This is a genomic window from Christiangramia echinicola DSM 19838, assembly GCF_000423065.1.
In the GTDB taxonomy this organism is placed as follows: domain Bacteria; phylum Bacteroidota; class Bacteroidia; order Flavobacteriales; family Flavobacteriaceae; genus Christiangramia; species Christiangramia echinicola.
Genome location: NZ_AUHG01000011.1, coordinates 606,786 through 632,540 on the forward strand (window position 1 = coordinate 606,786; position 25,755 = coordinate 632,540).

General features: G+C 37.0%; 24 protein-coding genes. 8 read left to right on the forward strand and 16 right to left on the reverse strand.

Annotation, left to right across the window (positions count from 1 at the left end; genetic code table 11):
- Nucleotides 1-113: 113 nt before the first annotated feature.
- Nucleotides 114-746: an NAD(P)H-dependent oxidoreductase gene (locus G530_RS0107935; RefSeq protein ID WP_026934021.1), complete on the forward strand. Its 633-nt coding sequence runs from the start codon at nt 114-116 to the stop codon at nt 744-746.
- Here G530_RS0107935 and ribB read toward each other — a convergent pair.
- The 12 genes from ribB to G530_RS0107995 all read right to left on the reverse strand — a co-directional run bounded on the left by ribB (nt 743) and on the right by G530_RS0107995 (nt 13,776).
- Entirely contained in the window at nt 743-1,891 is a 1,149-nt protein-coding gene (gene ribB, locus G530_RS0107940) for a 3,4-dihydroxy-2-butanone-4-phosphate synthase (RefSeq protein WP_026934022.1), read from the reverse strand. The two genes, G530_RS0107935 and ribB, sit on opposite strands and share 4 nt — an antisense overlap.
- Nucleotides 1,892-1,920: 29 nt before the next feature.
- The gene (locus G530_RS0107945) at nt 1,921-3,369 is read right to left on the reverse strand and encodes an LptF/LptG family permease (RefSeq protein WP_084519428.1); all 1,449 of its coding nucleotides are present in this window, start codon (nt 3,367-3,369) and stop codon (nt 1,921-1,923) included.
- 1 nt (nt 3,370) lies between these two features.
- Complete coding sequence (gene lolA1, locus G530_RS0107950) at nt 3,371-4,012, reverse strand: outer membrane lipoprotein periplasmic chaperone LolA1 (protein ID WP_026934024.1); 642 nt, start codon at nt 4,010-4,012, stop codon at nt 3,371-3,373.
- Nucleotides 4,013-4,021: 9 nt separating this feature from the next.
- Nucleotides 4,022-6,394 carry a DNA translocase FtsK gene (locus G530_RS0107955; protein ID WP_026934025.1) on the reverse strand — a complete coding sequence of 791 codons (2,373 nt, stop codon included), beginning with the start codon at nt 6,392-6,394 and terminating at the stop codon, nt 4,022-4,024.
- Nucleotides 6,395-6,493: 99 nt separating this feature from the next.
- Nucleotides 6,494-8,413 carry a T9SS type B sorting domain-containing protein gene (locus G530_RS0107960; protein ID WP_156888608.1) on the reverse strand — a complete coding sequence of 640 codons (1,920 nt, stop codon included), beginning with the start codon at nt 8,411-8,413 and terminating at the stop codon, nt 6,494-6,496.
- Nucleotides 8,414-8,516: 103 nt separating this feature from the next.
- Nucleotides 8,517-8,879 (reverse strand): diacylglycerol kinase, encoded by a 363-nt coding sequence (locus G530_RS0107965; RefSeq protein ID WP_026934027.1) that lies wholly within the window; start codon nt 8,877-8,879, stop codon nt 8,517-8,519.
- Complete coding sequence (gene tpx / locus G530_RS0107970; RefSeq protein ID WP_026934028.1) at nt 8,879-9,379, reverse strand: thiol peroxidase; 501 nt, start codon at nt 9,377-9,379, stop codon at nt 8,879-8,881. The genes G530_RS0107965 and tpx overlap by 1 nt, the downstream gene beginning before the upstream one ends.
- 125 nt (nt 9,380-9,504) lie before the next feature.
- The gene (locus G530_RS0107975) at nt 9,505-9,753 is read right to left on the reverse strand and encodes a DUF6952 family protein (protein ID WP_026934029.1); all 249 of its coding nucleotides are present in this window, start codon (nt 9,751-9,753) and stop codon (nt 9,505-9,507) included.
- Nucleotides 9,734-10,048: a thioredoxin family protein gene (locus G530_RS0107980; RefSeq protein WP_026934030.1), complete on the reverse strand. Its 315-nt coding sequence runs from the start codon at nt 10,046-10,048 to the stop codon at nt 9,734-9,736. The genes G530_RS0107975 and G530_RS0107980 overlap by 20 nt, the downstream gene beginning before the upstream one ends.
- 40 nt (nt 10,049-10,088) lie before the next feature.
- A complete protein-coding gene (locus tag G530_RS0107985) occupies nt 10,089-10,727 on the reverse strand; it encodes a peroxiredoxin (protein WP_026934031.1) in 639 nt (212 codons plus the stop codon).
- Between the two features lie 202 nt (nt 10,728-10,929).
- Entirely contained in the window at nt 10,930-12,402 is a 1,473-nt protein-coding gene (gene nhaC / locus G530_RS0107990) for a Na+/H+ antiporter NhaC (RefSeq protein WP_026934032.1), read from the reverse strand.
- 159 nt (nt 12,403-12,561) lie between these two features.
- Nucleotides 12,562-13,776: an aminotransferase class I/II-fold pyridoxal phosphate-dependent enzyme gene (locus tag G530_RS0107995; RefSeq protein ID WP_026934033.1), complete on the reverse strand. Its 1,215-nt coding sequence runs from the start codon at nt 13,774-13,776 to the stop codon at nt 12,562-12,564.
- A 155-nt stretch (nt 13,777-13,931) separates the two neighbouring features.
- Between G530_RS0107995 and G530_RS0108000 the strand changes: the two genes are divergently transcribed.
- The 4 genes from G530_RS0108000 (at nt 13,932) to G530_RS0108015 (ending at nt 18,751) form a co-directional block, all read left to right on the forward strand.
- Nucleotides 13,932-14,390, forward strand: coding sequence for an Lrp/AsnC family transcriptional regulator (locus G530_RS0108000; protein WP_026934034.1), 459 nt, complete (start codon nt 13,932-13,934; stop codon nt 14,388-14,390).
- Nucleotides 14,391-14,436: 46 nt separating this feature from the next.
- On the forward strand, nt 14,437-14,937 hold the full coding sequence (locus tag G530_RS0108005) for an ankyrin repeat domain-containing protein (RefSeq protein ID WP_051199733.1): 501 nt from the start codon (nt 14,437-14,439) through the stop codon (nt 14,935-14,937).
- Nucleotides 14,938-15,056: 119 nt separating this feature from the next.
- The gene (lpdA, locus tag G530_RS0108010) at nt 15,057-16,460 is read left to right on the forward strand and encodes a dihydrolipoyl dehydrogenase (protein ID WP_026934036.1); all 1,404 of its coding nucleotides are present in this window, start codon (nt 15,057-15,059) and stop codon (nt 16,458-16,460) included.
- Between the two features lie 98 nt (nt 16,461-16,558).
- Complete coding sequence (locus G530_RS0108015) at nt 16,559-18,751, forward strand: S41 family peptidase (RefSeq protein ID WP_026934037.1); 2,193 nt, start codon at nt 16,559-16,561, stop codon at nt 18,749-18,751.
- Nucleotide 18,752: 1 nt separating this feature from the next.
- On the opposite strand, the gene G530_RS0108020 is transcribed toward G530_RS0108015, so the two are convergent.
- On the reverse strand, nt 18,753-19,466 hold the full coding sequence (locus G530_RS0108020; RefSeq protein ID WP_026934038.1) for a LytR/AlgR family response regulator transcription factor: 714 nt from the start codon (nt 19,464-19,466) through the stop codon (nt 18,753-18,755).
- Nucleotides 19,456-20,535: a sensor histidine kinase gene (locus G530_RS0108025; RefSeq protein WP_026934039.1), complete on the reverse strand. Its 1,080-nt coding sequence runs from the start codon at nt 20,533-20,535 to the stop codon at nt 19,456-19,458. Before G530_RS0108025 ends, G530_RS0108020 begins: the two co-directional genes overlap by 11 nt.
- A 212-nt stretch (nt 20,536-20,747) precedes the next feature.
- Between G530_RS0108025 and G530_RS0108030 the strand changes: the two genes are divergently transcribed.
- A complete protein-coding gene (locus G530_RS0108030; protein WP_026934040.1) occupies nt 20,748-21,185 on the forward strand; it encodes a MotA/TolQ/ExbB proton channel family protein in 438 nt (145 codons plus the stop codon).
- A 333-nt stretch (nt 21,186-21,518) separates the two neighbouring features.
- Here the strand turns inward: G530_RS0108030 and G530_RS0108040 are convergent, their stop codons facing one another.
- Both G530_RS0108040 and G530_RS0108045 read right to left on the reverse strand, forming a co-directional pair.
- Nucleotides 21,519-22,862 (reverse strand): DEAD/DEAH box helicase, encoded by a 1,344-nt coding sequence (locus G530_RS0108040; RefSeq protein ID WP_026934041.1) that lies wholly within the window; start codon nt 22,860-22,862, stop codon nt 21,519-21,521.
- 72 nt (nt 22,863-22,934) lie between these two features.
- Nucleotides 22,935-23,813 (reverse strand): aldose 1-epimerase family protein, encoded by an 879-nt coding sequence (locus tag G530_RS0108045; protein WP_026934042.1) that lies wholly within the window; start codon nt 23,811-23,813, stop codon nt 22,935-22,937.
- Between the two features lie 104 nt (nt 23,814-23,917).
- Here G530_RS0108045 and G530_RS0108050 point away from each other — a divergent pair, with 104 nt between their 5' ends.
- Together G530_RS0108050 and pabB are read left to right on the forward strand one after the other, a co-directional pair.
- Nucleotides 23,918-24,451: an NADPH-dependent FMN reductase gene (locus G530_RS0108050; RefSeq protein ID WP_035716020.1), complete on the forward strand. Its 534-nt coding sequence runs from the start codon at nt 23,918-23,920 to the stop codon at nt 24,449-24,451.
- A complete protein-coding gene (pabB, locus tag G530_RS0108055) occupies nt 24,452-25,744 on the forward strand; it encodes an aminodeoxychorismate synthase component I (protein ID WP_026934044.1) in 1,293 nt (430 codons plus the stop codon).
- Nucleotides 25,745-25,755: the final 11 nt, after the last annotated feature.

Genomic DNA, 25,755 nt, shown 5'->3' on the forward strand with positions numbered 1-25,755 from the left:
ATGTCTTATCGAAGATAGCCATAATAATTGGATGTATCAGATTAATTTATGCGCTAACGCCAGTGTTGCCTTATACATTGTGTACATTTGTAAAATATTATTTAAACCAAGTTATGAGTAATATAAAAGCCTTGAACTGGCGTTATGCGACCAAAAAATTTGATGAATCCAGAGTACTTCCTAAGGAGAAAATTGAAGTTTTAAAGCATGCCTTTAATCTAACTGCCACATCTTATGGTTTACAGCCGTTAAAGATGCTGGTAATTTCTAATAAGGAACTTCAGAAGAAACTACGAAATTTTTCCTTTGATCAACCACAGGTCGATTCAGCTTCTCATGTACTAGTGGTCTGTATTGAAGATAAGGTTGACGAACAATTTATCACAGATTATTTTAAGAGAGTGAAGCATGTAAGGGAAACGCCAGAAGAGATCCTGAAGCCTTTTCATGAATTCCTGGTGAACGATTTTAAAACCAAGGAGGTTGAAGAGATCGAAGCCTGGGCTATTAATCAGGCATATCTTGCTTTAGGTACATTGCTTACCGTTTGTGCTGCCGAAGAAATAGATGCCTGCCCCATGGAAGGTTTTGAACCGCAGAAATATGATGAGTTTCTCGATCTTCACGATAAGAATCTGAGATCGGTATTAGTTCTACCAGTTGGGTATAGATCTCAGGATGATATGTTCTCTAAATTCAAAAAAGTAAGAAGACCTCTGGACGAGGTTATTATTAATATCGATTAATAAGTTACATATTCTGTGATCTCAAGACCATAACCAATCATTCCCACACGTTTGGTTTGCTGAGTATTAGAAAGTAGTCTGATCTTGTGGATCTCGAGATCGTGAAGGATCTGGGCACCAATTCCAAAATCTTTATTATCCATTTTTACTGGTGGCGCTTTAATTTCTCCCTTTTTCTGACTTTCCTTTAATTCGGTTAGTCTGCTTAGCAGGTTAGGGGATTGGTTGGCAGGATTAATAAATACGATAGCGCCACGGCCTTCATCATTTATTGCCTGGAACATTCCATCAAGTTTTTTATCTACATTATTAGTAAGCGTTCCAAGAATATCATTATTTACCATTGTAGAATTTACTCTAACCATAATTTCCTCATTTGGCTTCCAGCTTCCTTTGGTGAGTGCGATATGTACCTGCGAATTTGTAGTTTGCTTGTACGCTCTTAATCTGAATTTTCCAAATCTTGTATCCAGGTCAAAATCTTCTTTTTTCTCAATAAGAGAATCGTGTTGCATTCTATAAGCAACCAGGTCTTCGATTGATACTATCTTAAGATCGAATTTTTTGGCAACTTCCATAAGCTGAGGTAAGCGAGCCATGGTTCCGTCTTCATTCATGATCTCTACGATTACTCCCGCAGGTTCAAATCCTGCCAGCCTGGCAAAATCTATCGCAGCTTCAGTGTGTCCTGTACGTCTAAGTACTCCACCTTCTTTGGCTTTAAGGGGAAATATATGCCCCGGCCTGTTAAGATCATGAGGTTTAGTTTCTGGATCTATTAGAGACTGTATGGTTTTCGCACGATCTGATGCTGAAATCCCTGTAGTAACTCCTTTGCCTCGAAGGTCTACAGAAATAGTAAAGGCTGTCTCCATCGGGTCGGTGTTATTACCAACCATCATCTCTAGCTTTAACTCATTACATCTGGGCTCGGTAAGTGGTGCGCAAATTAACCCGCGGCCGTGAGTGGCCATGAAATTTATCATTTCCGGGGTTACTTTTTCCGCAGCAGCGAGAAAATCTCCTTCATTTTCACGATCAATATCATCTACCACGATGATCACCTTTCCGGCACGAATATCATCGATAGCTTCCTGAATATTATCCAGTTTTACTGAGTATTGATTGTTCTCCACCTGAGCCATAAAATCTAGTTTTGTGGCTGCAAAGATATTTATTCTGTTTTACTTTTGTCCTTGAAAAGGCCAGCTTTTTTGAAGAGTTTCCTTATTGGGGCTATAAAATTATCAAATACGAATAAGCCTTGATCTGTTGTTGCTCTATAGGTTAAATAAACCCCTAACGGTAACATGATCCATGTAGAAAGCCATGTGGCGATAAATGGTGCGATCGTACCATTTTCGGCAGAATTCTTTGCGAAAATTCCAATAAAATGATAAGTAAGAAATAATAGAATTGCTACAACAATAGGTAAGCCCATTCCACCTTTTCTAATGATAGCACCCAACGGTGCCCCAACAAAAAACAAGACTATACAGGCTATAGATAAGGCGAATTTTTCATGCAGGGCGATCTCAAACTTATTAAGTTGCACGATACTAACTTTAAATTCCTGCTTTTTCATTCCCAGATGGGCCAGGGCAGAATTAACGGTTCCAAGAGCTAAATTTGAGATCTGGCTGCCATCATAAGTATTAAAATAATTTAATAGCTCCTGCTCATTATCAAAAACAGTATCCTTTGGCTTATAATTTAATGTTAGATTAGAAAAGCCAGATCTATTGTACATGGTTTGACGAAACTCTGCCATTCTTTCATTAAAGGAAACTGAAAAAGAATCTATACTTTCTTCAAGCTCAGAGACCTTGAGCATCCCGTGAGCAGAGTTATAAGTTTCGTCTTCAAGATCTACATTATTAAAATCTGACAGATCTATATTGATCACATATTCGTCAAAATAACTTTTTACAAATGGCTTGTTCTTTCTTTTTTTGAAATCCCGTGGAGGAGTATCATCGTAATAGTTTCCTTCCTTCAGGATCAGGGAAAGCACATCAGAATCTGTGCTTCCAACTAGCTCTCCTTCCTTGGCCTTTATTACCGTGTTATTTCCACCATTGCTATTCTTTTGATGAATAATGACATTATTAAGATATTGGTCATTTTCACCGGTTTTTTCGTCAACCTTTATATTGAAAGTTCCAATATCATTGAAAATACCTTCAGAAATTGCCATCGCTGGTTTTAACTGGGCAATATTTTTCCGGAGATTAATAGATTTAAATTCTGCTGCCGGAATCACATTATTAGCGAAAAAGAAAGCGATCACACTAATAAAAACGATGAAGTAAGTTAGACTTCGCATAGCCCGCCCCAAGGAAATGCCTGAGGACTTCATGGCAGCAAATTCATAGTTTTCAGCAAAAGCGCCGAAGGTCATTATTGAAGTAAGCAGAATGGTGAGCGGTAATACTAGTGGTACCAGCTTTGGAGAGAAATACAATAAGAACTTTAAAATGATTTCTGCATCCAGGTCTTTACCAGCAAGTTCACCTATGTACAACCAGATCGTCTGGAGTACAAAGATGAACATGAGTATTATAAAAACCGAAAAAAATGTTTTTAAAAAACTGGTTAGTATGTACCGGTCGAGTATTTTCAATTTAGTCTAATCTGTTGATGTAAAAATCGCTGTAGCGTTCTTCATTAAAGGTAAACAGATTTTTCGCCAGTGGTTGATCTGTCTTAAAGCTTTTTACAGTAATCGTTACCTTAGTTCCATTTTCCTGAGTCTGGATCAGGTTATAAATATGTTTGGTCTGGCTGTCTATCCCAAGTAAAATATTCTTGATCTCAGCATTGCTATCTTTCGGCGTAAGTTTTACGTATTGGATCTCACGACCTTTTACATTTTGCGCAATATCCATTTCATAATTATATCCATCTTCATAAAAGCTAAACATTTTGGAAGGGGTGATACTGTTATTGTCTTCTTCTACGTAATTTGAAATATTTATCTCTTCGTCTTCAGGGATAATAGTATAAATCTTTTTACCATCAAACATTTGTGTAGTACCCATAAGGTTTAAAACATACTTTTCATCTTCGATACTAACATCTCCTCTTGTTTCCTGACTTACATTTTCAGCCTGATTCTCCAACGCATATTTAAACTCTATCACCATATTGTCGTAATTCTTCACTTTAGAAGAAACTTCATTAAGTAATTTTTCTGCTTTTTGAGAATTTTGAGCCTGAACACTAATAGAAAGTACTGCTGCCAGGATAAATACTAATTTTTTCATTTTAAATTTTTAATTGTCTGGTTCATTTAATAGCTGATCTAATGCTGCGAGATCTGTTATTAAAACCTGTCTTGCCTTGCTTCCTTCAAAAGGACCAACAATGCCTGCGGCTTCAAGTTGATCTATGATTCTACCTGCACGGTTATAACCAAGTTTTAATTTTCTCTGAAGTAATGATGCCGAACCTTGCTGGGCTGTTACGATCACTTCTGCAGCTTCACGGAATAGCTTGTCCCGCTCGCTCACATCTATATCAAGTCCTGTGCCACTTTCCTCACTTTCATAAGCCGGTAATTGATGCGCATCTGGATATGCTTTTTGTGAGCCTATGAACTCGGTGATCTTATCAACTTCTGGCGTATCTACAAAAGCACATTGTAGTCTCTTTAGTTCGTTCCCCTGGGTGAAAAGCATATCACCGCGACCAATAAGCTGATCTGCTCCCTGGTTATCCAGAATAGTCCTGGAATCTATCTTGGAAGTCACCCTGAATGCCACCCTGGCCGGGAAGTTGGCTTTAATGATACCGGTAATTACGTTCACCGATGGTCTTTGTGTAGCGATAATCAAATGGATACCAATGGCACGAGCCAGCTGGGCCAGACGGGCGATTGGTGTTTCAACTTCTTTACCTGCGGTCATGATAAGGTCTGCAAATTCATCTACAACCAGAACGATATAAGGTAAGAACTTATGCCCATCGTTAGGATTAAGTTTTCTAGCCTTGAATTTTGTATTGTATTCTTTAATGTTACGGCACATTGCATTTTTAAGCAGGTCGTAACGATCATCCATTTCTATACAAAGTGAATTTAAAGTATTTATCACTTTGGTGTTGTCTGTTATAATAGCATCTCCAGAATCTGGAAGCTTTGCCAGGTAATGACGTTCTATTTTGTTGAATAAAGTAAGTTCCACCTTTTTAGGATCAACCAGCACGAATTTCACTTCTGCCGGATGCTTAGAGTAGAGTAGGGATGTTAGAATAGCATTTAATCCAACAGATTTACCCTGGCCGGTTGCACCTGCCATCAACATATGCGGCATTTTTGCAAGGTCTACTACAAAAGTTTCGTTAGAAATAGTCTTTCCAAGGGCTAGGGGCAGTTCCATTTCAGCATTCTGGAATTTAGCTGAAGCTATTACTGAACGCATAGAAACGATACTGGCGTTTTTGTTAGGTACTTCAATACCAATTGTTCCTCTTCCTGGAATTGGTGCAATAATACGAATTCCTAATGCCGACAGGGAAAGGGCGATATCATCTTCAAGGTTTTTGATCTTGGAAATTCTTATACCTGCTTCCGGTACAATTTCATAAAGAGTAACTGTAGGGCCAACTGTAGCTTTGATCTGTGCGATCTCAATTTTATAGTTTTTGAGAGTCTCTACAATTCGGTTCTTATTTTCTTCAAGTTCTTGCTGATCTATGGTAATAGAACCACCATAATCCTTTAAAAGTTCTATGGTAGGGAACTTATAATTTTTTAATTCTAATGTAGGATCAAATTCACCAAAGTCCTTAACCAGTTTTGTACTTAAGTTGTCCTCTTCCTCTTCTTCTGGTGCCGCTTCTACTTCCATGGCCACTTCATCTTCAGCCGGAGTGTTAACTTCCATTTTTGGTGAAGCTTCAGGTTCTTTCTTAGGTTCCGGTTTTTCTTCGGAAAGATCTATACTTTGAGGTTTCTCTTCTTCTTTCTTCGGAATAGTTACCGTTTCTTTCCAATCCTTTTCTTCATCGGTTTCAGAAATATCAGACTGATGTTTGTGCATGGCATCCTGAAGTTCTTTCTTCCCAGATTTAAAATATCCACCTATCATCTCTGGAGTAACTTTTAAACGAATGGCCAGATAGGTGATAAGTAGGAAGGTTAGTAAAAGAACTGTCCCGAAAAATCCCAGATAATCCTGAATAAAATCGTTAGTTTCATACCCGATTCTACCTCCCAGTAAGGCATTACTTTCAGCAAAAAATCCAAAGAATACAGATAGCCAGATCATGACTAATATGCCCCAGAACCAGAATTTCTTAAGGTTTGAACTATTAAATCCAAAGAAAAGATAGATCCCACTTAATAATACGAGAAAAGAAATAGAGAAAGAGGCAAGTCCGAAGCCCTGATATATGAAAAAGTCACTTATAGTTGCTCCAAATTTGCTTAACCAGTTCTTCGCTTCAATTTCGCGATTTGCAAATTCGTTTAGAATACTTTGATCTGCCTGCCAGTTAAAAAGGAACGAGATAAAAGCCACGATGAGGGCCAGGCCAAAAAGCATCAGGAAACTACCTAGAACCACCTTCTGCTGTCTGTTCAGCTTCAGTGAGAAATTACGTGATTTTTTGGCAGTTTTCTTGGTCTTAGCTTTCTTTTTAGCCATAAGTAGGTTCAAGGATTTGAGCAAAAATACAAATAAGCGACTTTTAAAATAAATAAATGCATTTAGAAACGAAAAATTGTGTGGAGTGGCTTGTATTTATTAACTCCTAATCAGAGAAAAATGTCCGGTTGCTATTTGACCATCAGGGTATTCAATACTAAACCAATAATCGTCAGAGGGCATAGGTTTACCATTATAATTGCCGTCCCAGCCTTGTTTTCCACTTAGAATTTGAGCAAGTAATTTTCCATACCTGTCATAGATAAGAACATCGAGAAATCTGCCATCTTCTGTAGCAACTATTTCCCACTCATCGTTTATCCCATCACTATTTGGAGTGAAGTATTCCTGGTAGCCCTGGATGGTTATTTGAGTGTTGGCCGTTGCGCAACCGCTACGGTCCCGGACATATAGATCATAGATTCCCGGTGATACATTGAAATAATTAGAGCTCTGGAAGTTTATACCATCTATAGAATATTCATAATCCCCGGAAACTTCGGTTTCGATAGACAGCTTCATGTCACTCTCTATTCCGGTGACATTATGAGATATAGAACCAATATCATCTGTACGGTCTACCGTAAAAAATATGGTTTTCTGGCAGGTGTTTCCAGCGTTAGATTTAGTTACCGTTAATCCATAATCACCAGGTTCGGTAATATTTATGGTCCTTTCAACGCCGATGGTATCGTAGTTTACGTCGAGCCATTCCCAGGTTTCAAAATCACCTCCGTCTATATTAAGACTTTCGTTTTCGGCACAAATTTGATAGGAATCTGCCAAATCTGGTTGAGGTAATTCTGAAACCTCAATATGCAAATTTACGATACTTGAGCAGCCTGCAGATAACGGGGAAAGTTGAGCGTATAAAATTGTAGAACCAACGCCACATTCATAATTCTCTTTATTGATCTCATTCAAATTATTGTGAGCATCACCTTCAGAATGAAAATAGGTCACTTTATACTCCGTTGAACTTTGCCCATTCATAATCTCAGCATCTTTTTCAGCAAGATTGAAAGAATATGTTCCCCTTTCCTCAGTATCACATATTAATATAGGATCCGGTTCTTTTGCCTGCACACCATTTTGTTTATCCAAAATAAAACTACCGGTTTCAAAACATCCCTGAAAAGAGCTGCTTTCAACCCTAAAGAAAACGGTCTTAGGAAAATTATTACTATTTACCTGAGTAAAGTCGCCCATTCTATTCTGAGCATCATTTTGAGAATTATAATAATGAATATTAAAATAATCGGCATCTGCACCATCTAATATGTCATCATCCTTTTCATTTAAATCAAAAATAAATGAGGGAGAATCTTCTGCGAGGCAAAAAGTTTCGTTATTTGCTTCAGGGTTTTCAATTGTACGGGAAACCATCAAAAAGAACCATTTAACTCGATAACAGGGGTATTCGTCATTTCGCTGTACTCTTACATAGATCTTTTGAAAATCTGGTACTATATTGGTCCATTGATCCCTGTCCAGTGGATTTACCTGGTTTTCCGCGTCATCTTCGGTAAGATAATAAGATACAGTATGAATTGCCGGATCCTGACTGTTATTAGGATCCTGGAAGTTTAGCATCCTATCGTCCAGATCACCTAATTTAAATTGAGTAAAACCTTCGGAATTTCCACAAAATTCCTTTTCATCGCTCATCACCTCGGTTCTAATTATTTTAAGGTCAAATGAATCTATTTCAAATAAGGAAGAGTTGCTGTTGTCTTCAAGTCTATAGAAAATCGTTTTATCATTCTGGTATTGAACCTCTATACTTTGAGTAATCTCATTCGATTTAGCCTCGGCATCAGATCTAGAGTAATGATAAGAGATTGAAAAATCTGAAACACTTCGGCCATTAAGTATTTCATCATTCTGTTCACTTAGGTCGAAGAACATACTGTAGCCATTGTTATGATCCTGACACAAGACGAAGTCGGAAACCTGATTCTGGGCGTTTGTACTGAAGTAAAAAAGCAGGCTTAAGCCGATAATTAAAATTCTTTTCAAGAAAATTACTTATAGTAAGTTTGTGCCTGCCAAAATATAAAAAAATGTTAAAACTATAACTGTTTGCCCTATTAAATACAGGGTATAAATTTTTGAAAATTTCTCAAAATATATAGGGAAAGTAAATAAAGCAGGCGATAATAACCGCTATTAGCGCTGCGATAAAAACTGCACCTGCTGCCACATCTTTAATATGACCAATCTTACTATGAAAATCCGAATGTACAAAATCTGCCATGGCTTCCATAGCAGTATTTAAACCTTCAGAGGCCATCACCAGACCTATAGCAAAAAACTGAAACATCCATTCGGTTCTGGTAATTTCAAAATACCATCCGGCAATACAAACAAGAATAGAAATTACAAATTGAACCTGAATGCTGGGTTCGTGTTTGAGTAGGAGCCAGGCTCCTTTAATTGCATATCCTCCTCCTCTGATTCTTTTTCCGAGGAAACTGTTCTTCATTATAATAACGTTTTCAATGCGGCAAGATAATCGGGTTCGTCATTTATACTTGGCACCTGTTGAGAGTGAATCACATGTCCACTTTCGTCTAACACTAAGACAGCTCTGGATAACAGGCCCTCAAATGCACCATCTATCATTTCTACTCCGTAATCTTTACCAAAGTTTCTATCTCTGAAATCTGACAGGTTGGTCACTTTGTCCAATCCTTCATCGCTAACAAATCTTGCCTGGGCGAAGGGTAGATCTCTTGAGATGCACAAAACTACAGTATTTTTCATTTCTGTAGCCTTTTTATTAAAATTACGTACAGAAGTTGCACATACGCGCGTATCAATACTTGGAAAAATATTCATGATCACTCGTTTGCCTTTGAAATCTTCTAAAGTGCCTATTGTAAGATCAGATTTAACGAGCTCAAAATGTGGTGCTTTTTCATTTAACGCGGGAAGATTGCCATAAGTAGTTACAATTTCATCACCAAGTTCAACCTTTGCCATATATATATAAAATTAGATTTTATAAATTTAGAAGATTGTCTTTCGGTTATTACTAAAATTATCATAAAACAACAAGGGCTGTTTCCTAATGAAAACAGCCCTTATGGAATGATTTGTAAGAAAGTTTATTTGTCTATAGAACCTAATACTTTCTTTACAAAATTATTTGCGGCATCCTTCTCAGGAACACCATCTTGTATCATTTTATGAACTTCTACAGCTCCACAAAGATTGGTGATCAACTCTCCAACAACGTCCATTTGGTCTTCTGTTACCGAACGATGTTCAGTAAAGCTTTCCAGAACTTCAATTGTATGCTGAAGTTTGATTTCCTCATTGTTTCTCTGTAAATGTTTAATTACTGGTAACTTCATCAACTAAGTTTTTTAATTGGTCAAACTTGTTCGTTTGAACCTGGTTCTTAAAACTTCCATTTTTGAATGTTGCAAAGGTTGGCAGATTGTCAACTTTCGCCAGTTTTCTAGATTCTGGAAACTTTTCAGCATCTACAAATAAAAACTGTGCGTTTTCATTTTCTTCAGCCAGCTTTTTAAATTTTGGCTTCATCAATCTACAGTTACCACACCATCCGGCCATATATTGAACCACAACGGTATCGTTACTTCCAACAACTTCACTTAAGTTATCCTGATCTAATTCCTTTATCATAGCAATTTTTTTAGATTCTTAATTTAAGCTAACCTTATTTTTAGTTAAGGCTTAGATAAGATGCAACACCGTCACGATCTGCATTCATTGCTTCTTTACCTTCTTCCCAGTTTGCTGGACAAACTTCTCCTTTTTCCTGAACGTGCGTATAAGCATCGATCAATCTCAAGAATTCATTTACATTTCTTCCTAGTGGCATATGGTTAATACCTTCATGGAAGACAGTTCCTTCCTCATCGATTAGGTATGTAGCTCTGTAAGTTACATTATCACCTTCTAGAGTGATTGCTCCTGTTTCATCATCATAAGTTTCACTCATGATATCAAGGATATCAAGTCTTGAACTTAAGTTACGATTAGAGTCAGCAAGGATAGGATATTTCACACCTTCTATACCACCATTATCTTTAGGAGTATTTAACCATGCAAAGTGAACTTCTGGAGTATCACAAGATGCTCCTATCACCATTACATTTCTCTTTTCAAATTCTTCCATAGCGTTTTGAAATGCATGAAGTTCTGTAGGGCAAACAAAAGTGAAATCTTTTGGATACCAGAAAAGCAATACTTTTTTATTATTTTTCTGAGCTTCTTCCAACACGTTTAATTTGAAAGTGTCTCCCATTTCGTTCATAGCATCTACGCTAAGGTTTGGAAATTTTTTTCCTACTAAAGCCATATTATATCTTGTTTTTAATTAAACTTTTTCTTTTTTCTACGGTGCAAATTTAGCATCTAAGCACGCATTATAAAGCCTGAAAAATTTTTAAATTTTATTGTTTAATAGGGTTTATCTATTACTAAAGATAATCGCAATAGCTAACCTCTATAATTGTCAAATTATCAGGATTTTAACTTCAGCACGATGCAATTAGCAAGGATTATTTTTCGGAAAGCATTTTAATTTTTATTCCTACTGCTGCGAATAACAATGTCATAAACGGACTCAGGTAATTAAAGAAGGCATAACCGGCATAAGATAATACCGGAACTCCTAAGACACCGCTGTGATAAGCACCACAGGTGTTCCAGGGTACAAGTACGGAAGTAACCGTTCCTGAATCCTCTAAACTCCTACTTAAGTTTTCTGGAGCCAGACCTTTGTCCTTATAGGCTTTGGCGAACATTTTTCCTGGAACCACGATCGCTAAATACTGGTCTGATGCAGTTACATTTAAAGCTAAACAGCTAAATACAGTACTGGCAAATAACCCGAAGGTAGTATGGAACATATTTAGTAAAGCCTTACTAATTCTGGCAAGTGCTCCAATAGCTTCCATAATTCCTCCGAATACCATCGCACAAATTATAAGCCAGATAGTTCCCAGCATTCCAGCCATTCCACTGGAGGCAAAAAGGTCGTTCAGTGCTTCAGAATTAGTTTCTACTGCTGTGTCTACTGTAATCGCATTCATAATGCCTTTATAACCGCTAATGAAGTTCAGTTTTTCCATTCCGCTTACGGCAAGTACAACATCTGGTTGAGCGATAAGTGCTGCCACTGCACCCATTAAAGTTCCAATTAATAATGCGATAAGAGGAGAAGTCTTTTTGATAATAAGAACGATCACTAATACCGGTACAAGGAATAGCCACGGACTAATATTAAAAGAGGCATTAATAGAATTTAGAATTGATGTTGTATCTGTAGATCCGCTTGTATCCAGATTCAGGCCTATTATAATAAAAGCTATCAGGGTAATGGTAATAGTTGGTACGGTGGTGAGAGCCATGTACCTAATGTGAGTAAAAAGATCTGTTCCAGCCATAGCAGGGGCCAGGTTTGTTGTATCACTTAAAGGAGACATTTTATCCCCGAAATAGGCACCGGAAAGAATTGCTCCGGCGGTCATTCCTAATGAAATTCCCAAGGCATCTGCAATACCAATCAAGGCAATACCAACCGTTGCCGATGTGGTCCAGCTACTGCCAGTAGCTAGAGAAATCACTGAACAAATGATCACACAGGCAGCCAGAAAAATTGTGGGATTCAAGATTTGAAGTCCGTAATAGATCATCGTAGGTATGATCCCGCTAATAAGCCAGGTTCCTGCCAGTGCGCCAACCATTAATAATATAAGAATTGCTCCGGCAGTACTTTGAATATTGCTGGCCACTTCATCAATCATTGTGTCAAATTTGATCTTATTGAAATACCCAACGATAGCGGCTACTGCACCTCCCAGTAATAAAATGAACTGATTTGTTCCGCTTAGAGCATCATCACCAAACACGAAAACATTAAACGCCAGCATAGCGATAAGTGCAAATACTGGAATTAGGGCTTCCCAGATATTTAATTCTCTATTTTGAATTACAGGTTCATTTTTAGGGTTCGCAGTAGAGTTTTCCATTAAGGTAAAGTGCTTTATATAGGGCAAAAATAAAGCCTCACGGTATTACTGAAATTCTTCAGTTTTACCGTGAGGCTTTCAATTTTAAAACCGGTCGTTAATATTGATCATTTTTTTCTGATCGTAATTTTACGACTTTCGGCTTAATCCTGCAAAATTTTAGACCATTTCAGTATCTAAAACCCCAACTTTAATCATACATTCTTTCATCATTTCATAAGTTCTTGCAATATCATTATCCAAACCTATTGAGAAACGTATCAATCCATCACTTAATCCCATTTCATTTTGTTCTTCCATGGGGATTTCTGAAGATGTAGAAGTACCCGGTGCGCTGAAAAGTGTTTTATAGAACCCTAAACTCACTGCCAGGTAACCGAGATTCTTTTCCTGCATTAATTCCATAAGTTCATTTGCTTTATCCAGAGAACCTACATCTATAGTCAGCATTCCGCCGAAACCATAAGACTCATTCATCATTTTCCTGAAGGTTTCATGTCCCGGGTGAGAATCCAGTCCAGGATATACAGTTTTAAACCCGTCTTCCTGGAATTTATGTGCCAGGTACATAGCATTATGACTGTGTTGCTTCATTCTAATATGCAGAGTTCTCAGGTTCTTTAATATCGAAGCCGATCTAAAACTGTCCATAGTTGGACCCAGTAACATAGCTGCACCGTCATTAACATTTCTTAGATCATTTATGAATTCTTTGGTTCCGCAAACCACTCCACCAACGGTATCACTGCTCCCATTAATGAATTTAGTAAGGCTGTGGATCACCACATCTGCTCCCAGTTTTTGTGGAGTAATAGACAATGGAGAAAAAGTGTTATCTACAACCAGTTTAAGATTATGAACTTTACAAATTCTAGCTAAAACCGGAAGATCAGCAACCTCTAGTAAAGGATTGCTTACAGATTCGCAGTAGATAATTTTTGTGTTCTTTTGAACGGCAGCATCTACCATATCCGGTTTAGTAATATCTACAAAGGTGGTCTCTATCCCAAATTTAGGAGCGAAATTCTTTAAAAAAGCATAGGTTCCGCCGTATACAGTTCTGCTGCAAACTATATGATCTCCGGCATTACAAAGTTGCATTAATGTTGAGGTGATCGCGCCCATTCCTGAAGCCGAAACATTAGCGGTTTCGGTTTCTTCCATTGCGGCCAAAGCTTCACCTAGATATAAATTAGAAGGGGAGGAGTGGCGTGAATATAGGTAGCAACCTTCTGCATTTCCTTCAAAAGTATCGAACATGGTCTTTGCTGATAGGAAAGTATAAGTTGAAGAATCAGAGATTGAAGGGTTAACTCCTCCAAATTCTCCAAAATATTGTAGATCCTGAATGTGATCTGCTGGTTTGTATTTCATAATAATAGCTTTAGAATATCAAAGTTGGACGATTTTAGTTTTAAAAACAATGATATATATCAGGTGCTGTAAATAAATCTTATAATAAACTTAATCTTAGATTTTAAATCTATATTTGAATTAAACATCAATGTTTTGATGAAAAAAAATAAGTTTTGAAAATAGACGCGTTAGATAAAAGGATCCTGAATCATCTTCAGCAGGATAGTAAAAAGACGAACAAAGAGATTTCAAACGACCTGGGACTTTCAGTAACTGCAGTTTACGAGAGGATCAGGAAAATGGAAAGGGCAGGAGTGATAAGGGGTCATGTGGCCTTGCTAAATCCGGAAATGGTAGAAAAGGGTTTTATGGTTCTTTGCCAGATAAAACTCACTCAGCATAAAAAGGATTTTCTGACTAAATTTGAAAAAGAAGTGACCAGTCTTCCAGAGGTAATAGAATGTCTTCATGTAAGTGGGGATTTTGACTATATCCTTAAAGTTTTGGTAAAAGATATGGACGCCTATCGTGAATTCCTGGTTACAAAACTTACCACCCTGGATCATATTGGAAGTACAAAAAGTATTTTTACCATAAGCAAAGTCAAGCAAACTACTGAAATCATTCTATGACCAAATTAATTAGTATAAATAGCTCTTTCTTATTAAATTATATAAGATGAATCGAAAACAATTTGTATTAAAATCTGGAGCCATTTTAGTAGCTCCAACCTTGCTTTCCTTTAGCAATGAAAGTGCTCAGGAAAAAGGAAAATTAGATGCTAAACTTGTTCAGGAGTTTGTGGGAAAATCACATAGTGATCCGGACCGGGCGAAAGATTTGCTGAAAGAAACCCCAACTTTATTAAATGCAGCTCACGATTGGGGAAATGGTGATTTTGAAACAGGTTTAGGGGCAGCGAGTCATGTGGGTAATAAAGAACTGGTAAACTATTTTATTGAAAAAGGAGCCCAGGCGAATGTCTTTACCGCAGCGCTATTCGGAGAGATGGATATCATCAAAGCCATGCTTCAATTTTCTCCGGAAATCTTACACGCCAAAGGCCCGCATGGATTTACATTATTGCATCATGCAGAAAGAGGAGGGGAAGAAGCCAGGGCAGTAAAAGAATATTTGATATCCTTAGGAGCTAAAGAGACCAAAATTCCATTGTATTAATAAGCTCTGTTCTCAAAATCTTAAAATTTTACTATGTCTATAGCTCTGCATTGGTCATTGTAGAGAATAGTCGTACTTTTACGGTCAATTTGTTAAAAAAATAAGTAAAAAATACAATTATGAGTACATATGATGTTGCAGTTATAGGATCAGGACCCGGTGGATATGTAGCCGCCATTCGTTGCGCCCAACTGGGAATGAAAACTGCAATCATAGAAAAATATTCCACCCTTGGTGGAACCTGTCTTAATGTGGGATGTATCCCGAGTAAGGCACTTTTAGATTCTTCTCACCATTTTCATGATGCGATCAAGCATTTTGAAGAACACGGGATTGAAATTCCCGGCGAAGTAAAGCTGAATCTTGAAAAAATGATGGAACGTAAATCTTCTGTGGTAAGCCAGACTTGTGACGGAGTGAAATTCCTGATGGATAAGAACAAGATCGATGTAATTGAAGGAGTTGGTTCTTTTAAAGATAAAACTCATATTAACATCGAAAAAGATGGGGAGACCCAAACAATCGAAGCGAAAAAGACCATTATCGCCACAGGATCTAAGCCAGCAAATCTTCCTTTTATTGAATTAGATAAGGAAAGAGTGATCACTTCTACCGAGGCTTTAACGCTTAAGGAAGTTCCAAAACACATGATCGTAATTGGTGGTGGAGTTATTGGTTTAGAGCTAGGTCAGGTTTATCGTCGTCTTGGTGCTGAGGTAACTGTAGTTGAATTCCTTGACCGGATCATCCCAACGATGGATAGCGCTCTGTCAAAGGAGCTTCAGAAAGTATTGAAGAAGCAGGGAATTAAATTCCATACCAGCACAAAAGTTAAGTCGGTTGAAAGAAATGGAGATGAAATCATTATCAAAGCTGATGATAAGAAAGATAAGGAGATCGAACTTAAAGGAGATTACTGCCTGGTTTCAGTAGGACGTCGTCCTTATACTGACGGATTGAATGCTGAAGCTGCAGGAGTAGAGCTGGATGATAAAGGAAGAGTAAAAGTGAACGATCATCTGCAAACAAATGTAGAGAATATCTATGCAATTGGAGATGTGGTTCGTGGAGCTATGCTTGCTCATAAAGCTGAAGAGGAAGGGACTATGGTTGCTGAATTAATGGCAGGACAAAAACCACATATTGATTATAACCTTATTCCTGGTGTAGTTTATACCTGGCCTGAGGTGGCGTCGGTTGGTAAGACTGAAGAGCAATTGAAGGAAGAAGGAGTAAAATATAAGGAAGGGAAATTCCCAATGCGTGCCCTTGGACGTTCAAGAGCCAGCGGAGACATCGACGGACTTGTAAAGATTCTCGCCGATGAGAAGACCGATGAGGTTCTTGGAGTACATATGATTGGAGCGAGAACGGCAGATCTTATTGCTGAAGCCGTAACTGCAATGGAATTCAGAGCATCTGCCGAAGATATTTCCAGAATGAGCCATGCGCATCCAACCTATGCAGAAGCCGTAAAAGAAGCTGCACTAGCGGCAACAGATAATAGGCCTCTCCACATATAAAGGATTTTCAACAATAAATTTTTAGACCCGGACGTTATATTGTCCGGGTTTTTTGTTTTATTGCCAGCCCTTAATTTTAATACATTTCCAAGAACTATATGAAAAATATTCTACTGCTATTTTTGTTATTCTCTAGCTTAAGTTATTCCCAAAACCAGAAGTACAATTTAAATTTCGACCAAACATCGCAGGGAGGAGAACTTCCAGATGATTGGATCAAATGGGGAAATTATCAAATAGAAAAAGATTCCTTAAATAGTTATTCAGGAGAATATGCCGCAAAAATATCTTCAGGTGAGAATGGAAGTTCCTTTGGAAGTATTGCTTACAGAATTCCTGCCAGATATAAAGGTCACACACTGAAGCTAGAAGGTTATATAAAAACTGAAAATGTAACTAATGGTTTCGCTGGCTTATTGATAAGGGTAGATGGTCTGGCCGGCTCCCTTGCTTTTAATAACATGAAAAGGCAACAACTTTCCGGAACTAATGATTGGGAAAAGTATAAAGTATTTGTCCGTTTTCCTGAAAATGCAAAGACAATATATGTAGGAGGTATACTTACGGGAAGTGGAATAGCATGGTTTGACAATCTAAAGCTTGAAATAAATGGTAACAAGGATGTTCAGGATTTGGAAGAAGTAGATATTGAATTGAAACCTGCGCAGATAGATTCAAGTTTTGCCAGTAATTCAAATTTTAAAATTAAAGAACTTAGCGATTTACAGGAAGAACGATTATATAAATTAGGAAAGGTATGGGGATTTGTAAAATATCACCATCCTGAAGTTGCAAAAGGGAATGTTAATTGGGACAATGAACTCTTCAGGATTCTGCCAAAACTCAATAATGAAAATTTTGACTTTGAGTTAGCGAATTGTATCATCTCACTTGGGGAAGTGGATTCTGAGGAGCATAAATTACCAGAAAATGACAAGGTTGAGATTAAACCAGATCACAGCTGGATTTATGATAAAGAATTTCTGAGTGAAGACCTTTCTAATGAGCTGCAAAAGATACTTACCTCTAAGAGAGAAAATGAACATTTTTATGTTTCAATTAATCCGGGGGTAAGAAATCCATCATTTACCAATGAAACGAGTTATCCCGAAATGGAATGGGATGATACGGGAATAAAGCTGCTGGCTCTTTACCGCTACTGGAATATGATGGAATATTTTAATCCGAATAATCACCTGACAGATAAAGATTGGGAGGGGGTGCTAAGGGAATATATTCCACGATTTGTTGAAAATAATACAGAGCTGGATTATAACCTCAATATGCTTCAGTTAATTGGAGAAGTAGGTGATACCCATGCCAAAATGTGGGGTTATGGTAAAGTGTTGAGTGAGTTTTTCGGGAACAGAAGATTACCTCTTAAAGTAAGATTTGTAGAGGATATGCCTGTGGTGGTTAAAGTAGGTGATTCCGCAGGTTCAAATATTCAAATTGGAGATATTATCACACATATTGAAAACAAACCAATTAAAGAGATCATCGAAAATAACCTGAGATATTACCCCGCTTCTAATTATCCTACGAAGTTGAGAGATATAGCAAGGAAGCTTTTATGGACCAATAAAGAAAGTCTGGAATTGAAACTTCAAAATAAAGTTGGTTCCTATGAAGAAACGGTAGTTTCGGTAGAAAAATGGGATGACTCGGAAAAGATAATACCAAGCCATAAGTATATTGAAAATGATATTGGTTATATCTATCCCGAATCGCTAAAAAGTGGAGAAATCAAGGATATTCTCAATAAATTTGAAGACACGAAAGGAATTGTAGTTGATATGCGTTGTTATCCTTCAGATTTTATAGTTTTCAGTATGGGGAATAAGGTTGTTCCTAAGCCTACCGATTTTGTAAAATTCACTAATACCTCTTTGAATGATCCAGGGTATTTTGATTTTCGTAATGGTTCAAAAGTAGGTTCCTATTTAAAGAATGCTTACGATGGGAAATTAACTATTCTTATAAATGAAGATACTCAAAGTAATGCAGAATATACTACCATGGCTTTGAGGGCGGCGCCAGAAGCTGTGGTAATTGGAAGTCAGACTGCCGGAGCTGATGGAAATGTGTCTCCTATAAATTTACCTGGAGGAATTAAAACCATGATTTCAGGTATAGGTGTTTATTATCCAGATGGAACTGAAACCCAAAGAATAGGTATTGTACCAGACATTGAAATAAAACCAACTATTGCAGGATTTAGACAGGGAAAGGATGAATTATTGGAGAAAGCAATCGAGGTTATTAGAAATACATCTGATGACACCGAGTAGGTTATTTAAATTTTTCAAACACTTGTAGAACCTGATCTTTATAGGTTCTGCTTATTGGAATCGATTTGTTTTGGATGATCACATCTTCGTTCGAATATGATTGTATCTTATCTATAGCGATAATAAATGAGCGATGGATTCTTAGAAATCTGGATTTTGGAAGCTTCATTTCAATAGAAGAGATGGTTTCCCGGGTTACTTTAGTGCCATCAGAAGTTTCAATTTTCAGGTAATCGCTCAGGCTTTCGATCCAGAGTATCTTTGGAAAATCGATCTTATGCATTTTCCGGTCGATCTTAAGGAAAATGAAATCAGATTTATCTTCGTCTTGTACTTCAGAGACTTTATTGCTGAAATGAACTTCCTGAAAATTATTCACTGCATCCAGTAAGCGTTTAAAGGAGATTGGTTTTAAAAGATAATCTACCGCGTGCAGATCGAAACCCTCAATGGCGTATTCTCGATATGCGGTAGTAAATATGATTTTTATATTCTTATTGATAGATTTCGCAAATGATATTCCTGAAATACCGGGCATGTTAATGTCCAGAAAGATAAGATCTGTCTTATTCGCATTGATCATATTAAATGCTTCCGTAGCATTTTTACAGCGACCAATAATTTCGATCTTATCGATCCTTGAAATGTGATTTTCCAGGATGTCTAAAGCCACCGGTTCGTCATCAACAATGATACATCGAATCTTATCTAACATTTGTCGGATTTTTAGCGAGGTTCAAATTAAGTGATACACGAAAATTATCATTATCATCTTCAACTTTTAATTTATGATCATTCTCGTATAGAATTTGTAATCTTCTTTGAATATTTTCCAGTCCGATTCCTTCTCCATCAGATCTTTCCGTTTTTTCACCCAAGGAATTAATGATCTTAAAGTCCATAATTTCATCATCCAGGCTTAATTCAATCATAATTTTCAATTTTCCATCGTTACCCTTTCCATGCTTAAAGCTATTTTCTACAAAGGGAAGAAGCAGCATTGGGGCGATCTGAGCATTTTCAGGAATAGGGTCAGAATGAAAATTGATATCCAGGTCTTCTCTAAAGCGCTTTTTTTCTAGGTCTATATAATTCTTAATATGGTTTACTTCATCTTCTAATTTCACCAGTGGTTTCTTGGTTTGATAAAGTATATAGTCTAGCAGATCTGATAATTGTAAGATCATTTCTGGAGTGGCCTGATTGTTAGTTAAACTCAATCCATAGATAGTATTCAGGGTATTAAAGAGAAAATGCGGATGTATCTGCATTTTCAAATATTGCAACTCCTGTTCTTTAAGTTTAAGCTGTGCTTCCAGAATCCGGTTTTTTAGCTCTTCATTCTTGGCCGCTGCCGAATAATTATTTTTCAACAAGCTAAATGCCGAAGCGATCGCAACCACCAGGTATACGCTTATTAGTATATAAATTAGACTCTTGGTGATTGGAAATTTTTCCTCATAACCATAGCCAACTGTGATCATTATTCCATAAAATGCCGAAATTGTTATATACGATGCTGAAATTAAAAATGCCGCCAGCGAATATAACGTGAAGGTCAGATATCTCTTAGGAATTAAGTATTTTGGTATAAGTCTGTATACAAAAACATAAGTTGTTCCAATAGTAACAGGAAGGAAAAAAGCAGAAAATGTAACTACAGTTTTAAAATCTGCATCTTCAAAACCGAAGAAAAAAGTAAAGAAAAGAAGGACCACAAGCCAGAATAGACTATGTAGTAAAAATCGTTTTCCTAATTCTAAAAAAGCTCCTGAAAGATTCATTCATAGATAAAAATGTGACTAAATAATGGAAAGAGAAAATTTTTGCGACAAATAACCATTTTTAAATGGTGGATAACATTAGAATGGAATTTGAAATGCTTTATGTTCTATTTTAGGTTAAAAAGGAAATTAAACCTGTAGTTCATCTCAAAATCAAGAAGCAAAAGAACTTATATCATAGCTTTGAACTTGTTAATCAATAAAACTAAACAATGATCGCCTTAAGTATTTTCATGTTACAGCAAAGAGGATTTTTTGACCAGTTATTTGCAAGGATAAACGAAGGAGGACCCCTTGCAATGAGCCTGATCCTTATTTCTTTTTTATTAATCCTGTTTTTAATCGTAAGAGCAGCGATGAAACTTAAATCGCCAACCCATGTATTTCACAAAGCTCTTACTTTAATAAATCAGCTGGCTTTGCTGGCTTTGGTTATAGGTTTATTTGCACAATTCATTGGATTAATTCAAATATTTGATGCCTTTGAGGCCCTTGGAGATATTAGTCCTGCATTATTTGCCGGAGGTTTGAAGGTTACTCTACTTGCTCCTTTATTTGGAGGTTTCACCTTTCTGGTTGGCAGGATGGCCAGTTTTATCCTCAATTGGATCCGGAACGTGGACTTAGATAAGGTTTCATCAATCAATTAATGAACAGACTAAAATTTTAATCAAACCAATTCAAACTTTCACTACATTTAAAGGTTAATTCTAATTATAGAAATCATGGCAAAGGAAAAATCGCCTTCAAAGAATTCGGCTAAGAAAGAACCGGTATTAAGTTTAAAAGAAAAGAGGGCTGCAAAGGCAGCTAAGAAAAAGAATAGAAGTTAAGAATATTGGCCTTTCGTCAAGCTGAACTAGATTCAGTTTCTTAAGAGATCCTGGATTTAATGATTTAAGTAAGTTAAATAAAATCAGGATGACGATCGTTGGGTAATTCGTCAGATCAAAAAACAAGAAGGAGCGCATTGCGCTCCTTTTTTATTTCTTCCTTCTACGATTAACATTTTTATCGCCTCTCGTTTTTGGTTTTTTATATTTTTGCGCGATCTCTCTTCTGTAAGATCCACCAAGATTTATTTTTTTATTCTTATCCTTCTTTTCGTGAAAAGCAGGTCCGGCTTCATCAACCACTTTATTCGGATTGTTGATCTCGATTGCCCTTGGTTTCTCTTCCGGAATTAATTCTGTGGCAATTTCAATCTCTTTCGGAAGTTCATATTTAGGAACCGCCGTTTTCATCAATTCTTCAATAGCATCAAGGTATTCCTGTTCTGCTTCAGTAGTAAATAATAACGACTGACCTTTTTTCTCGGCACGGCCGGTTCTACCAATCCTGTGCATATAGTTTTCAGGATATTGCGGAGTATCAAAATTTACAACATGAGAAACATTCTCAATATCAAGCCCTCGCGCCATAACATCTGTGGCGATTAGAATTCGAGAAAGACCTTCGTCAAAATCACTCACACTTTTAAGTCGGTAATTCTGACTTTTTCCGGTATGAACCAGGCTGGTTTCGCCAGGAAACTCTTCACCCAGATTTTCATATAACCTATCTGCAATTCGTTTGTCACCAATAAAGATAAGTACCTTATGGTAGGCTGCATCATCCGCAAGTAGATGCTTTAAAAGGTTTGCTTTGGTATAGAAATTCGGGATCTTGTATCCACGCTGATCGATATTTTCGAGCGGAGTACCGCTTACGGCTACAGAGATCTTTTCTGGCGCCTTGAAATTGGCATTGATCATTTCTTCAACCGTTTCAGTCATCGTAGCTGAAAACATGATACTTTGTCTGTTGGTTGGAAGCAATTCTATAATGTTATTTACCTGGAATTTAAAGCCCAGATCAAGCATAACATCAACTTCATCTATTACAAACTTCTGAATAGATTTTAACTGTACGGCTCTCCTTAAAACCAGGTCATAAAGTCTTCTTGGAGTGGCAACCACAATATCAAGACCCTGCATAAGGTCCTGGTGCTGGGTATTGATATTTACCCCACCATAAATTCCAATAACTCTAAGGTTGATATATTTTGCGAGTTTTTCAATTTCCTCCACCACCTGTACTACCAACTCCCTGGTTGGAACCATAATAAGAATACGCGGATTCTTCTGTTCAGAATATTTCAGCATTCTTAATAATGGCAATAAATAGGCAAAGGTTTTTCCGGTACCCGTTTGGGCGATACCAACCACATCTCTTCCAGACATTATAGAAGAAAATGCCTGTTCCTGAATAGGAGTGGGAGTCTGAAAATTCAGATCTTCCAGGGCATTGCGTAACGGGGTATTTAAATTAAGGTCCTGAAAACTCAAATCGTGAAGTTTAATTTTGCGCAAAGGTACGTTATGATAGCCAAAGTATTACCCGATTTTAAAAAGTAAAAATCAGGCAATATGAATTGTATAGTCTGCATTGAATTCATTTTTAGCCTCAAGCTCAATAATTCCTTCCTTATTTTTAAGGTTTTGGTTGGTTCCTTCTACATCTGCAATTCCTAACCATGGCTCAATACAAACGTAGGGAGCGCCGGGTTTAGCCCATATTCCAAGATTATTAAAATCTTTATATTCCATAGTGAGTATTTTGCCATTCTCTTGGCTGATTAGATTAACCTTTTTAGATCTTATATCCTTAAATATTAATGCATCCTGATTAAAAGTTTTACTGCTAAGTTTGATAGTTTTCTCGTTTTTCAGAACTGCTTTGGTTTGAGAACTTACAAGACCATCCTCGTTCAATAAATAGGTATTAAGATCCATTTCCCGATCAAATTCCAGGGAATAGTCTTCAATTTTTTCATTTTCAAAATGTAGAATATTGAAGGCCGGATGACCGCCAAGGGAAAAATAAATTGGTTTTTCGTCAAGGTTAATAATATGGTGATTTACCTCCAGGCTTTTTTCGTTCAAGGTAAAGGCGATCCTGAAATCGAATTTAAAAGGATACATTTCCAATGTTTCTTCGGAATATAAAAGTTCGAAAACCAGTTGATGTTCAGATCTTTCCTTAAGCCTTATTTTGTCATTATGCCTTATAAATCCATGTTTTGGAACTGAATATTCCTTGCCTTCATAGAAATACTTTCCATTCTTAATAACTCCAATTATCGGGAATAAATTAGGCGCATGGCTGCTCCAGATCTCAGGATCTGCCTGCCATACATACTCTTTTCCATTTTTCTTATGGTAAATACTACTAAGTTCAGCTCCTGTCTCTTGGACAGAAATCTTCAAAAATTCATTTTCAATAGAATGCTTTTTCAAATCTCCTTAATTTTTGAATAAAGTTACAAAATGAAGAATAGTCCGGAAAGCTTAATGGTACTGCCTGAAAATTTTTAGGTATTTTTAAGCGAAAATTGATCTCTATGAAAATACTTGCGTTTGCCGGCTCCAATAGCAGCACCTCTATAAATCAACAATTGCTGGATCATGTGGTGGGGAGAATTCAGGGTCATGAGATCAAAGAAGTAAAACTCACCGAGTATCCGTTACCAATTTTCAGTATAGATATTGAAAAAAATGAGGGCATTCCCATAAATGCTACGATTATCAAGAATCTAATCTCAGATAGCGATGCTCTTGTGATTGCTGTAAATGAACATAATGGAGCTCCTTCGGCCTATTTTAAAAATATCATAGACTGGCTGTCCCGTGCCCACAGGAATTTTCTCGAAGACAAGAAGATACTTTTAATTAGTACCTCTCCCGGAAAACGCGGAGCGAAATCTTCACTTGAATACACTGAAAATATCTTCGGTAGATTTGGAGGAGAAGTAGTACAGAGTTTTAGTTTACCTTCTTTCAAGGATAATTTTGAAGATGGAAAAGTAACAAACGAAGTACTGGATATGGGAATTGAAGATGTGCTTACTACCTTTGCGCATCAAATTGGGAATTAAGTGCGTACATCGAAAGTTTTTTCTGTAGAAGATCCAAAAAAGTTCAAAGAACAACTTCTATCCTGGAGTGATAAGTTCCAGGAAATTGCCTGGCTAGACAGTAATGAGGACGATTCCAGAACCGGGGAATATGAAGCTATCCTCGCTGTAGAAGCTTTTACGGCTATCAAAACAGATCATGTAAGTGCATTTGATAAACTAAAAGAATACCAGGAGACCACTGCAGACTGGCTCTTTGGATATATAAGTTATGATCTAAAGAATGATGTAGAGAGACTCAGCTCAAAGAATTTTGACGGACTGCATTTTCCCGATCTCTATTTTTTTCAGCCTCAAAAGATCATTTTTATAAAAGAGGATCAGATCGAGTTTCACTATCTAAGAATGGTAGATGATGAAATTGAATATGATTTTGAGGAAATTTATAAAATGGAATCTCAATTTCGGGAAGCGCATGATCTGGTTGAAGTAAAAGCAAGAATTTCTAAAGAAGAATATTTTGAAAAGATTGGTTTGATGTTAAACCATATTCATCGTGGTGATATCTATGAAGCCAACTTCTGTCAGGAATTTTATTCTGAAAATGTAAATATTGATCCTTTTAATATTTATAGGTCTTTAAATGAGATCTCAACTCCACCTTTTGCAGCATATTTAAAACTGGAAAATTTCAATCTTATTTCAGCTTCTCCAGAGCGATATTTAAAGAAAAGCGGGGAGAAATTATTATCTCAACCAATTAAAGGAACGGCCAGAAGAGCGGAAGATATAGAAGAAGATCTTAAAATTGCTGCAGACTTGGCCAACGACCCCAAAGAACAGTCTGAAAATGTGATGATCGTAGATCTGGTTCGTAATGATCTTTCCAGAATTGCCAAGAAGGGAAGCGTGAAAGTAGATGAACTTTGCAAGGTCTATACTTTTAAACAGGTGCACCAGTTGATCTCCAGTGTAACCGCAGAAATTGCTGAAAATATTCCGCCAGTGGAAGCTTTAAGAACGAGTTTCCCTATGGGAAGTATGACCGGTGCCCCGAAAATTTCAGCGATGAAGATCATTGAGAAACTGGAAGAATCTAAACGTGGACTCTATAGTGGTGCAGTAGGTTATTTCACTCCAGATGGGGATTTTGATTTTAATGTAGTGATAAGAAGTATACTTTATAACGCAGAGAATAAATATTTGTCATTTTCGGTAGGTGGCGCTATTACTGCAAAATCTGATCCTGAGAAGGAATATGAAGAGTGTCTTTTAAAGGCAAAAGCTATGCGTGAGGTACTTACAAACTTGTAAGGAATTTAGTT